Annotated in this window: 11 protein-coding genes; 7 read left to right on the top strand and 4 right to left on the bottom strand. The window is 74.8% G+C overall.

Translation table 11 applies throughout. The features are described 5' to 3' along the window. Window positions 1–85 precede the first annotated feature (85 nt). Entirely contained in the window at window positions 86–535 is a 450-nt protein-coding gene (locus Q6347_RS00200; protein WP_304604666.1) for a methylglyoxal synthase, read from the top strand. Between the two features lie 22 nt (window positions 536–557). Here Q6347_RS00200 and Q6347_RS00195 read toward each other — a convergent pair whose 3' ends face one another. Beyond that, on the bottom strand, window positions 558–2006 hold the full coding sequence (locus Q6347_RS00195; RefSeq protein WP_304606302.1) for an NAD(P)/FAD-dependent oxidoreductase: 1449 nt from the start codon (window positions 2004–2006) through the stop codon (window positions 558–560). Further along, complete coding sequence (gene hemE / locus Q6347_RS00190; RefSeq protein WP_304604664.1) at window positions 2003–3118, bottom strand: uroporphyrinogen decarboxylase; 1116 nt, start codon at window positions 3116–3118, stop codon at window positions 2003–2005. Before hemE ends, Q6347_RS00195 begins: the two co-directional genes overlap by 4 nt. A gap of 49 nt (window positions 3119–3167) precedes the next feature. Here hemE and Q6347_RS00185 point away from each other — a divergent pair, with 49 nt between their 5' ends. The 3 genes from Q6347_RS00185 to Q6347_RS00175 all read left to right on the top strand — a co-directional run bounded on the left by Q6347_RS00185 (window position 3168) and on the right by Q6347_RS00175 (window position 6003). Further along, on the top strand, window positions 3168–4565 hold the full coding sequence (locus Q6347_RS00185) for a glutamyl-tRNA reductase (RefSeq protein WP_304606301.1): 1398 nt from the start codon (window positions 3168–3170) through the stop codon (window positions 4563–4565). A gap of 93 nt (window positions 4566–4658) precedes the next feature. Beyond that, entirely contained in the window at window positions 4659–5039 is a 381-nt protein-coding gene (locus Q6347_RS00180) for an SHOCT domain-containing protein (RefSeq protein WP_171245917.1), read from the top strand. A 37-nt stretch (window positions 5040–5076) separates the two neighbouring features. Further along, window positions 5077–6003 carry a Ppx/GppA family phosphatase gene (locus Q6347_RS00175; protein ID WP_171245916.1) on the top strand — a complete coding sequence of 309 codons (927 nt, stop codon included), beginning with the start codon at window positions 5077–5079 and terminating at the stop codon, window positions 6001–6003. A 64-nt stretch (window positions 6004–6067) separates the two neighbouring features. Here Q6347_RS00175 and Q6347_RS00170 read toward each other — a convergent pair whose 3' ends face one another. Beyond that, entirely contained in the window at window positions 6068–7312 is a 1245-nt protein-coding gene (locus tag Q6347_RS00170; protein ID WP_304606300.1) for a CoA transferase, read from the bottom strand. A 139-nt stretch (window positions 7313–7451) separates the two neighbouring features. Between Q6347_RS00170 and Q6347_RS00165 the strand changes: the two genes are divergently transcribed. The 3 genes from Q6347_RS00165 to Q6347_RS00155 all read left to right on the top strand — a co-directional run bounded on the left by Q6347_RS00165 (window position 7452) and on the right by Q6347_RS00155 (window position 9804). After that, window positions 7452–7865 carry a VOC family protein gene (locus tag Q6347_RS00165; RefSeq protein ID WP_304604661.1) on the top strand — a complete coding sequence of 138 codons (414 nt, stop codon included), beginning with the start codon at window positions 7452–7454 and terminating at the stop codon, window positions 7863–7865. A 63-nt stretch (window positions 7866–7928) separates the two neighbouring features. Continuing rightward, complete coding sequence (locus Q6347_RS00160) at window positions 7929–8756, top strand: DUF5926 family protein (RefSeq protein ID WP_304606299.1); 828 nt, start codon at window positions 7929–7931, stop codon at window positions 8754–8756. Between the two features lie 268 nt (window positions 8757–9024). Next, entirely contained in the window at window positions 9025–9804 is a 780-nt protein-coding gene (locus Q6347_RS00155) for a glycosyltransferase family 2 protein (protein ID WP_304604659.1), read from the top strand. Window positions 9805–9816: 12 nt separating this feature from the next. Here the strand turns inward: Q6347_RS00155 and Q6347_RS00150 are convergent, their stop codons facing one another. Next, window positions 9817–11706 carry an alkyl/aryl-sulfatase gene (locus Q6347_RS00150; RefSeq protein WP_304606298.1) on the bottom strand — a complete coding sequence of 630 codons (1890 nt, stop codon included), beginning with the start codon at window positions 11704–11706 and terminating at the stop codon, window positions 9817–9819. Window positions 11707–11787: the final 81 nt, after the last annotated feature.

Here is an 11787-nt window from a genome sequence, read left to right as displayed (position 1 = left end):
CCCTGTTCCGGCGGATCTCACAGTGCCCTCGTGACAGCATGAGCACCAGGGGGCACGGGGGTGCCCCGACGGAGAGGAGCGCTCCATGGAGGCCGTCCGACACGACATCGCCCTGGTGGCGCACGACAACAAGAAGGTCGAGCTGCTGCGGTGGGCGGAGTTCAACCGCGACACCCTCGCCGGCCATCAGCTCTGGGCCACCGGCACCACCGGGACGATGCTCGAGTTCGAGCTCGGGCTCCCGGTGAACCGCCTGCTCTCCGGCCCGGTCGGGGGCGACCAGCAGATCGGCGCCAAGATCGCCGAGGGCACGATCGACATGCTGATCTTCTTCTGGGACCCCCTCGAGGCGCAGCCCCACGACCCGGACGTCAAGGCCCTGCTGCGCCTCGCGGCGGTCTGGAACGCGCCGATGGCGTGCAACGTCGCCACGGCGGACATGATGATCTCCTCGCCGTTGATGCACGAGGACTACGGCGCCCGTCGGCCGGTCATCGACCAGCGCGGCTGGGTGGGCGGCGAACCGGCCGAGTGACCGGCAGGCCGACGGGCCGGGCCTAGAGCCCGGCGACGGCCGCCTGGGCGTGCGTGACGATCGCGGCGAGGCCGGTCCCGGCGACCCAGCCCCCGGTGGTGGCGAGCCCCGGCGTCCGGCCGACGGCGGCCCCCAGGTCGGCCACCGCCGTGCGGTAGGCGGGGGTCGGCGGCGGCAGCGCGCCGTCCCAGCGCTGCAGCAGGTGGTCGACCACGCGGTCCGCGACGGGTACGCCCAGCAGCTCGGCGGCGTCGCGCGCGGCCTCCTCGGCCGTGGGCGGGACCGTGGGCTCGCCGAGCCGGCCGTAGGACAGCCGGACGACGTGCATGCCCTCGCCGGCCGCGGCGCGGACGCGCTCGGCCAGCCACGGCCACTTCGCCGTCGAGTGGGTCATGGCCTTGGCCCGCACCGGCCCGGCGTCGGGGGCGACGAGCATCCCGGAGCCGCGGGGTGCGGCGTCCAGCTCGGGGGCGTCGAGCAGCAGCGTCGCCAGCCAGACGTCCGCACCCTGCTCCGGGACGGGAACCACACCGGTCCACGGCTCCAGCATGGGTGCCACCGTGGGCGTGGCCACCACCAGGCGCTCGGCGATGGTGGTGTGCACCGAGCCGTGGCCGCCCCGGACCTGCGCGGAGGTGGCCCGCGAGCGCACGACCCAGCCGCCGTCGTCGGCCCGCTCGACCCCGACGACCTCGTGGCCCAGGCGCAGCGTGGTGTGGATGGGGCCGGTGGCGTCGGTCGTGGGGGAGTCGGTCCAGTCCTCGGCGCTCGCGGCGATCTGCCCGGCCAGCGCCTCGACCAGCCCGTGCAGGCCGCCGGCGATGCCGCGGACCGCCGAACCCGCCGGCGCGGCGGCCCGCAGGTCGGCCACGGCGCGCGTGAGCGACCCCTCGACGGCGAACCGTTCCCGCAGGCCCGGGGCGACCGCCGCGACGTCCAGGCGGTCCAGCGGGGCGGAGTGGACGCCGGTGGCCACCGGGGCGACGAGCCGGTCGGTGGCACGGGCGCCGAGCCGGGCGCGCACCAGGGTGCCGAGGTCGTCGGCCTCGGCCCCCACGAACCGGGGCAGCACGCGGTCCAGGGCGGCCCGGGCGACGCCGGGCCAGCCGATGACGCGGCGCACGTCCGACGCCCAGGGCACCGCCGGGATGCCGAGCACCCCGGCGGCGGGCAGCGGGAACGGACGACCCGCGGCGTAGCCCCAGGCGGACAGCGGCGCAGGGGCGACGACCTCGAGGCCGAGCCGGCCGGCGAGGTCGGCCACGGCCGTCCCCCGGGAGGCGAACGACTCGGCACCGAGGTCGACCGGCACCCGCGGCAGGGACTCGAAGGAGCCGCCGCGGATCGGTCCGCCGAGCCGGGGCGAGGACTCCAGGACGACGGTCCGCAGGCCGCGGTCGATGAGCGTGCTGGCCGCGACCAGGCCCCCGATCCCGCCGCCGACGACGACGGCGTCCACCTGCTGGCTCACAGCGAGTGCACGAGCTCGACGACGCGGGTGAGCACCGTCGGGTCGGTGGTCGGCGGGACGCCGTGGCCGAGGTTGACCACGTGCGCCGGTGCCGCGCGCCCGCGGTCGACGACGTCGCGGACGTGCGCCTCCAACGCGGGCCAGGGGGCGCCGAGCAGCGCCGGGTCGATGTTGCCCTGCAGGGGGACGTCGTCGCCGAGCCGGCCGGCGGCCTCGTCCAGCGGGGTGCGGTAGTCGACGCCGACGGTGCGGTGGGTCAGCCCGGCCGCGACGAGGACGTCGCGCATGGCGGGCAGCAGGTGGCCGGTCGCGGTGCCGAAGTGGATGCCCGGCACGCCCAGGTCGGCGACGTGCCGCAGGGCCCGCGTCGACGACGGCGCCACGTGCGCGACGTAGTCGGCCAGGGACAGCGAGCCCGCCCAGGAGTCGAAGAGCTGCACGGCGCTGGCGCCGGCGAGGATCTGGGCGCGCAGGAACCGGCCGGTGAGGTCCGCGGTCCAGGTGGTCAGGCGCTGCCACGTCTCCGGGTCGGCGTGCATCAGCGTGCGGGCGGCCAGGTGGTCCCGCGAGGGCCGGCCCTCGACGAGGTAGGCGGCGAGGGTGAACGGCGCACCCCCGAACCCGATGAGCGGGGTGGAGCCGGGCCCGTCGGACAGCTCGGCGACCGTGCGCGCGGCGGCCTCGGTGATCGGGGCCAGCGCGGTCTCGTCCAGGTCGCGCGAGACGAGCTCGTCGATGTCGGCGGCCGTCCGGTAGGGGCGGTCCATCACCGGGCCGACGCCGGAGGCGATCTCCACGTCGACGCCCGCGAGCTTCAGGGGCACCACGATGTCGCTGAAGAAGATCGCCGCGTCCACGCCGTGCCGGCGCACCGGCTGCAGCGTGATCTCCGCGGCGAGGTCCGGCCGCAGGCAGGACTCGAGCATCCCGATGCCCTGCCGCACCTCGCGGTACTCGGGCAGGGAGCGCCCGGCCTGGCGCATGAACCAGACGGGGGTGCGCTCCGGCCGGTCACCACGCAGGGCCCTGACCAGGGGGGACGTCGACGTGCGGCCGTCGACCAGGGGATGGGTGGACGGCAGGTTGCTGACGCTCGGCGTGGGGGATGTCACGGTTGACGATTCTGCCCCCACGCCGGGGTGAACTTAAAGTGGAGCCACTGTGGTACTCCTCTCTCTCACCGCCTCCCACCGCGAGCTGGACCTGGACGCGCTCGAGCGCCTCTCGTCCGGCTCGCACTCCGTGGGTCGTGAGGTCGTGGGCAGCTGCCGCCCGGTCCAGGGCGCGGTGGTGATCTCCACCTGCAACCGGTTCGAGCTCTACCTCGACGTGGACGCCCCGCTGGACGGCGACGCCGTGCGGCACGCGACCCACCACGTCGCCGACCTCGTCGCCGCGTCCTCCGGGGTCACGACCGACACCGCGGCCGGGTCGTTCACCGTCCGCACCGGCTCCGAGGTGGCCCAGCACCTGTTCGGGGTCGCCGCCGGGCTGGACTCCATGGTCGTGGGGGAGCGGGAGATCGCCGGTCAGGTGAAGCGCGCGCTGGTGACCGCGCGCGACGACGGGACCACCTCGAAGACCCTCGAGCTGCTCTTCCAGACGGCGTCGCGGACCTCGAAGCGGGTGGGTCACCACACGACGCTCGGCGGGGTCGGGCGGTCGCTCGTGGCGCTGGGCCTGGACCTGGCCGGGGAGACCCTGCCGCCCTACCCCGGGACCCGTGCCGTCATCATCGGCACCGGCGCCTACGCCGGTGCCTCGGTGGCGGCGCTGCGCGCCCGCGGCTGCCACGACGTGCGGGTCTACTCCCGGTCGGGACGGGCGGCGGACTTCGCGGCCTCGCACGACGTCGAGGCCGTCGCCACCGACCTGGAGGCGCTGGTCGAGGCGCTCGAGGACGCCGACGTCGTCGTGTCCTGCTCGGGCGCTCGTGGACGGGCGCTCGACCTGCCCGGCGTGGACGCCCCCGAGGCGTCCCTGGCGTACGTCCTGGACGCCGCCGCGGTGGCACGGGCACGGGAACGGGCGGCGGCGCGGGCCGAGGAGGCCCCGGAGCCGCCGGCGCTGGTGATCCTGGACCTGGCGCTGCACCGCGACGTGGACCCGCGGGTGGCCGACGTCGAGGGCGTGCTGCTGTACGACCTGTCGACCCTGAAGGCGAACGCGCCGGCCACCGACCACGCCGAGCTGGACCGCGCGCGGGACCTGGTCGCGGACGCGGCCGTGCGCTTCGAGGAGACCCGGCTGGGGCGGGCCGCCGACGCCGCGGTCGTCGAGCTGTTCGACGAGGCCGAGCGGCAGGTCGAGCACGAGGTCGCCGTGGAGTCCGCCCGGCTGGTCGAGGAGCTCGCCCCGTTCGTGCAGTCGCCGACGGAGGCCGATCTCGAGGGGATCGCCCGGACCGTGCGCCGTCGCGTGCACACCGAGCTGCACGGCCGCATCGTCGCGGTGCGCGCGACGGCCCTGGCCGACGCCCGGGCCGCCGAGGCCGCCGTGGTCGCCGGCGCGGAGCAGACCCTTCGGGCCTCTCGGGCAACACACCCCTCACGCGCATAGTGCTTTTGTCGGGCGAGTGCGGGGCGCCTCCCGTAGCGTGATCGGCGAGGCCGCAGCGAGCGGTCGACGCACCCGCGGAAGGACGTGCCGGCGATGGACAGCTTCTGGGACTACATCTGGTTCCTCCTCTGGATCTTCCTCTTCATGGCCTACCTGATCGTGCTCTTCCAGATCCTCGCGGACCTGTTCCGTGACCACACCCTCAGCGGCTGGTGGAAGGCGGTCTGGGTCCTCTTCCTGATCTTCGTCCCGCTCCTGACCGCGCTCGTCTACCTCATCGCCCGCGGACGGGGGATGGCCGAGCGCAATCTCGCCGCGGTCAAGGAGTCGAAGGCGGCCACGGACGACTACATCCGCTCGGTGGCGTCGCACCCGGCGCCGGCCGACCAGATCGCGGCCGCGAAGAAGCTCCTGGACGAGGGAGCGATCACCCCGCAGGAGTTCGAGTCGATCAAGGCCAAGGCCCTCTCCTGACGGAGGGTGCGCCGGCCTGCGCCGGTAGGTTGCCCTCATGAGGCTCGGCGTCATCGACATCGGTTCCAACACGGTCCACCTCCTGGTCATGGAGGCGCGACACGGTGCCCGGCCCGTCCCCCAGGCGAGCCACAAGACCACCGTGCGTCTCATGCGCTACCTGGAACCGGACGGGTCGATCTCCGCGGAGGGCGTGGCGGCCCTGCACGGGGCGGTCGGCGACGCCGTGGCGGTGGGGCGTGAGCACGGCATCGAGGCCACGATGGCGCTGGCGACCTCGGCGCTGCGGGACGCGACCAACGGGGCCCGGCTGATCGCCGACCTCTCCGAGCTCGCCGGCGTGCCCGTCGAGGTGCTCGGCGGCGAGGAGGAGGCGCGGCTGACGTTCCTCGCGGCGCGTCGCTGGTACGGCTGGGGCGCGGGCCGGCTGCTGCTGCTGGACATCGGCGGCGGGTCCCTCGAGATCGCCAGCGGCGTCGACGAGGCGCCCGACGTCGCGCTGTCGGTGCCGCTCGGCGCCGGCCGCACGACCCGGGAGTTCCTCTACGAGGAGGACCCGCCCGCCAAGCGCGACGTGGAGCGGCTGCGCAAGCACGCCCGCCGGGTGCTGCAGGACGCGGTCGGCCCGGTCCGGGACGCACCCGCGCCCGACCACGCCGTGGCGACGTCGAAGACGTTCCGGTCCCTGGCACGTCTCGCCGGGATGCCGCGGCAGGTGATGGGCACCGGCGAGCGGTGGCGGATGCGGCAGGAGCACCTGGCCGACTGGGAACCGCGGCTGGCGAAGCTCTCCTCGGGGGACCGCACGGTGCTGCCGGGCATCGGGCCGGGACGTGCCCGGCAGATCGTGGCGGGGGCGGTCGTCGCCGAGGAGGCGATGCGTGCCCTGGACGTGGACGAGGTGGAGATCTGCCCGTGGGCGCTGCGCGAGGGAGCGATCCTCCAGCGGCTCGACCACCTCTGACCCGGCGCCACACCCGCTGTGGGCATGAAATCTGCAGGCTCCGGGGACTCGAGCGCTGCAGATTTCATGCCCACAGCGGGGGGTCGGAGCTCCAGGGGTGCGCCGGCGCGGGGTAGTCGTCGACCGGCAGGGCCGGGCGCGCGGTCCGCACGCCGGCGTGGGTCACGGTGGTCGACGCCGGCGGCACGGCAGCGGGAGGAGGGTCCGGGTCGCGCCCCGGCGCGTCCAGCAGCCGGGCCGCCGTGCGGGCCAGCGAGACCGACACGTCGCGACCGGACCCGTCCGCAGACCGGTCGACCAGGCCGTCGAGCACCCCGGCGGCCAGCAGGTAGCCGGTGGCGTGGTCGAGTGCCTGGGCGGGCAGCGCCCCCGGCGTGACGCCGTCGGGCGACTCGACCAGAGCGATCCCGGTGGCGGCCTGCACGACGGAGTCGAAGCCCCGTCGGCCGCTCCACGGGCCGTCGGTGCCCCACGCGGAGACCCGGGCGCGAATCACCGACGCGGGCACGCGCAGCCCGAGCGCCTCCAGAGCACCCGGTCGGTACCCGGTGACGAGGACGTCGGCGGCGTCGAGCAGCTCCTGCGCACGCCGGTGGTCGGCACGGTCCCGCAGGTCGAGGACCGTCGTGCGCTTGCCCTGGCCGGTGTCGAGGTGCTGGGCGGCGATCTCGGCGGGCGCCGGCGGGTCGACGCGGAGCACGTCCGCGCCGAGCAGCGCGAGGGTCCGGGTCCCGACGGGGCCGGCGATGACGCGCGTCAGGTCGAGCACCCGCAGCCCGGCGAGAGGCGCGGGCCCGCCACGGGTGCCCGAGGACGTGGCGGCAGGACCGGGGGACCGGGGCTCGACCCGCACCAGGGGTCCGACGGCGGCGGCCCGGCCGGGCGCCGAGGCGCGCCACTCGTCCTCGGCGCGGACCCGCACGACGACCGCCCCGGTGGCGGCGGCGTCGTCCTCGACCTGACGGGCCGAGCACGTCGCGAGCCGGGCGGCCAGGTCGTCGCGCGTGGCGTCGTCGGGCAGGTCGAGCAGCCGCAGCAGCCGGGTCCGGTGGTGGGGATAGTTCGCGTGCGTGCGGACCCAGCCGTCGGACGTCGCGAAGAACCCCGAGTGCGGGGCGAAGCCGGCGACCGGGTCGCCGTCGATCCGCAGCAGCCGGTCGGAGCCGAACGCGGCGGCGACGCGGGCCGGGTCGAGGGGGTCGTCGACCAGCGGACCGGTCGCCCCGGCGCGACGCGCGGCCGAGCGCAGCACACCGAGCGCGTCCGTGGCCAGGTCGAGCACCGGCAGCGTGGCCGCGAGCCAGGTCATGGTCCGACGGTACCCACCCGCGGCCGACGATTTCACCCGGTCTGTCGTGCCGGGTCGGCGCATGCTGGAGGAGGTGGCGTCCTCATCGCACGGGCCGACGGCGGCCCCCGGGCGTCTCCGCGGCACGAGGGAGTGCGCCATGGTCACCGCTCAGCGAGGGATCGCCAGCTTCTCCGTCAAGGACGTCGGCGAGGCCCGGAGCTTCTACGAGGACGTGCTCGGACTGAAGGCGAAGATCGTCCAGGACGAGATGCTGATCCTCCACCTGCCCGGCGGCACGCCGGTCTTCGTCTACCCGAAGGGCGACGACCACACGCCGGCGTCCTTCACGGTCTTCCACCTCCTGGTCGACGACGTGGACGCGGTGGTCGACGAGCTCGGCTCCCAGGGGGTGACGCCGATCCGCTACGAGGGTTTCGACCACGACGAGCGCGGCGTCGTCCGCGGGTTCATGGAGGGCGGCGACGGCGTCTGGTACGCCGACCCGTCCGGCAACGTCATCGGGTTCGCGGACGGGGACGGAGCGCGGCTGTTCGACGAGCTCGTCGGCTGAGCCGGCTCCTGGTCCGGGGGCGGGGACGGGGCGGATCGGCCGCTTCCCGTTAGGATGCGGCACATGGCCAAGTCCACCGCTGAATTCGTGCTGCGTCCGTTCCAGGGTCTCCCCGGGGAGGCCGACTGGGTGTCGATGCGCGAGATCGTGCCGTCCGCGACCGCCCCCGCCCGGATGACCGCCGAGCACGGCGGCGAGGACGTCGTCGTCGCCACGGTGCTGCCCGGCGGCTGGGCCGCCATGCGCCGCGAGGACGGCACCGTGCTGCTCGGCGTGCAGGGCGTCCTGAACTCGGACGACCTGAGCCGCGACCTGGCGGCCGCCCTGCTGGCCGCGGTGGAGGGTGAGCCGGGGACGGGTGTCCTGCCCGAGCACCTCCAGGTCGCCGCCGACGGCCCGCGCCTCCAGGACGTCCTGGACGACTCCGTCCCGTTCGAGGTCACCGTGCACGAGGGCTACGACTACTGGATCGACTCCTCGGCCGAGATGACCGACGAGATCAAGGCCGGGCTGGACGAGGCCGCCGCCCAGTCGGTCCCCACGGTGAAGCTCGACGGTGTCGACGCCGCCTACTGGTGCCGCATGAGCCGCGAGTTCGTCCGGTGGGCCCGGACCGAGGACGAGGACCGCGTCGTGGACGCCATCGCCCGCCTGCACGCGAAGCGGGACTCCGGCCTGGCCGGGGGCAAGTTCCTCGGCATGTTCCGCGCCTGCGGCCTGGTCGTGCCCGTGTGGGAGCTGCCGCGCGGCACCGAGGCCGACGAGCTGACCGAGCCGGTGCAGGACCTGTCCCGCCGTCTCGAGGAGGCGCTGGCGGTGGAGGAGCCGCTCGACGCCACGCAGCGTCGTGCGCGGGCAGGGATTGTCTCCCGCCAGGTCACCCTGCGCTGATCCACACCGAATTTTCACCCGCTGCGCGCCGCCGCACCGGTCCTCGGTCCTCTGCCTGCCCCTACCGTGGACGTAGGATTCCGAGGGAAGTTCTTTGCACTTCCGCCCGGCCCCTCCGGCCGGGCCCACCGACGACCACGGTCGTGACCACCGCACGAGGCAGGGAGCTGTGAACGCGGAACACGGGGGAACCAGGACGGGCGACGCGAGGGTGCCGACCGGCGGCACCGGCGACGCCGACGGACGGACGCCGGCGCGGCGTCCCAGCATGCCCGTGGCGAAGACCCCTCGCCCACCCCGGACGCGTGACGGTCGCAGCACCCAGCGCGTCGCCGTGATCGTGCCCGCCAAGGACGAGGAGGAGCGCATCGCGGCGACGGTGCGCTCCGCGCGCGCCATCCCGCACGTCGACCTCGTGCTCGTGGTGGACGACGGTTCCGAGGACGACACCCAGCACGTGGCGCGGGAGGCCGGCGCCGTCGTCGTGCGGCACTCGCACAACCGCGGCAAGGCGGCCGCGATGGAGACCGGCGCGGCGGTCGTGGCCATGCGTGACGCCGACGGCCGGGCACCGCGTCTCCTGCTCTTCATCGACGGCGACCTGGGTGACACCGCGGTCAACACCGCACCCCTGGTCTCCCCGGTCCGCGAGGGTGTCGCCGACCTGGCCATCGCCCTGCTGCCCCGGCAGCAGGGCGCGGGCGGCCGGGGCATCGTCGTCGGTGCCGCGCGTCGCGCGATCCAGCGCCTCGCGGGGTGGAGCCCCACGCAGCCGCTGTCCGGCATGCGGTGCCTGACCCGGGACGCGTTCGAGGCCGCGACACCCCTGGCCCACGGCTGGGGCGTCGAGACCGGGATGACGATCGACCTCCTGCGGGCCGGCTACGTGGCCGTCGAGGTGCCCTGCGACCTGCGCCACCGGGCCTCGTCCAACGACCTGGCGGGCCAGCTCCACCGCGCCGGGCAGTACCGGGACGTCATGGCGGCCGTGGGGGCCCGGCAGGTCCGCCGGGCCGTGGACGCGATGGGACGTCGCGTCACCCGCTGATCCTCGGCGTGCTCAGGGGGTGACGATCGCGAAGTCCGGGTCGCCCGGGTCGAGCACGGCGGCCAGGCGCCTCAGCACGCCCTCGTCGCCGGTGACCTCGACACCGGCCGCCGCGAGCGCGTCCGGTGCGGGGTCGGCGGCGAGCGCCGGCAGTGCCGCCTGCGTCGTGGTGAGGCGGACGTCGGCGTCCCCGTGCCGCGCCGCGGTGCTGTGGGTGAGCACGCCGTGGGCCAGGCGCACCCGGTAGCGGCTGCCGGTGTCGGTGAGGACGACGTTGAGCGTGAGGTGCTCGTCCCAGGCGCGGGGGCCGTCCACCCGGACGGCGAGCGCGTCGAACAGCATCTCCGGGGTCAGGTGGGCGACGACGTCGGTGGCGGCCGTCGTGATCGGGGTCCCGAACGGCCCCTCGCGCAGCTCGGTGGCGCCGGAGAGGTAGAAGTTGCGCCACGTGCCGTTCTCCGCGCCGTAGCCGAGCTGCTCGTACGTGTCGGCCAGGAGCTCGCGGGCCGCGACGTGGTCCGGTTCCGCGAAGACCACGTGGTTGGCGAGCTCGGCCGCCCACCGCAGGTCGCCGTCGTCGACGGCGGCCTGTGCGGCGGCGACGACGGCGTCGGCACCGCCCCCCAGCGCGACGTAGCGCCGGGCGCGCTCGACGGGCGGGTGCTCCCACAGGTGGGCCGGGTTGCCGTCGAACCATCCCAGGTAGCGCTGGTAGATCGCCTTGACGTTGTGGTTGACCGACCCGTAGTAGCCCCGGGCGTTCCAGGCGTTCTCGAGCACGGGCGGGAGCTGGAACCGCTCGGCGATCTCGGGACCGGTGAGCCCCTGGTTCATCATCCGCACCGTCTGGTCGTGCAGGTAGGCGTACAGGTCGCGCTGGTTCTCCAGGAAGCTCACGGCACGGTCGCGTCCCCACGTGGGCCAGTGGTGCGAGGAGAAGACGACCTCGAGGTCCGCACCGAACAGGTCGATGGTCCGGGTCAGGCACTTCGCCCACGCGTTCGGGTCACGGACCAGCGCGCCGCGCAGCGTGAGCAGGTTGTGCAGGGTGTGCGTGGCGTCCTCGGCGGCGCACAGCGCGCGGTGGTCGGGGAAGTAGAACAGCATCTCCGACGGCGCCTCGGTGTCCGGGGCCATCTGGAAGACGATCCGCACGCCGTCGACGGTCTCCTCCTGGCCCGTCGTCGTGACGTCGATCGTCGGGGGGATGAGGGTGACGGTGCCGGTGGACGTCGTCTGCCCGAGCCCGGCCCCGACCTGTCCCCGCGGCCCGCGGGAGAGAGCCGCGCCGTACATGTAGCCCGCGCGACGGCTCATGGCCGTCCCGGCGTACACGTTCTCGGCGACGGCGTGCTCGACGAAACCTTCCGGGGCGAGGACCGGCACCCGGCCGGCGTCGACCTCCTCCTGGGTGGTCACGCCCTTCACGCCGCCGAAGTGGTCGACGTGGGAGTGGGAGTAGATGACGCCCGTGACCGGCCGGTCGCCCCGGTGCTCCCGGTACAGCGCGAGGGCGGCCGCCGCCGTCTCGGTGGAGATCAGCGGGTCGACGACGATCACGCCGGTCGCGCCCTCGACGAACGTGACGTTCGACAGGTCGAGACCGCGGACCTGGTAGATGCCCTCGACCACCTCGAACAGCCCCTGCTCGGCGACGAGCCGGGACTGCCGCCACAGGCTCGGGTTCACGGTGTCGGGGGCGTCCCCCTCGAGGAACGCGTACGTGTCGGTCTCCCAGACGACGGTGCCGTCGCCGGTCGTGACGGCGCTCGGCGTCCGCCGGGCGACCAGGCCGCGCCGGGCGTCCTCGAAGTCCTGGGTGTCGTCGAAGGGGAGGGTCGCGAGCAGGTGCTGCTGCTGGGCGGAGACGGTCGGGGCCGCGGGCTTCGGCGGGGTCGTCATGGACCCCAGCCTCACCCGGCCAGGACCGCCACGCCCGGCGAGGCGCGCGCCGGGCCGGGCGGTGGCACGGCCTGGCGGTCC

Source organism: Isoptericola sp. b408 (assembly GCF_030588085.1).
GTDB classification, from domain to species: Bacteria; Actinomycetota; Actinomycetes; order Actinomycetales; family Cellulomonadaceae; genus Isoptericola; species Isoptericola sediminis.
Note: the sequence above shows the minus strand (reverse complement) of the source record. Positions and strands in the feature narration are given on the sequence as shown.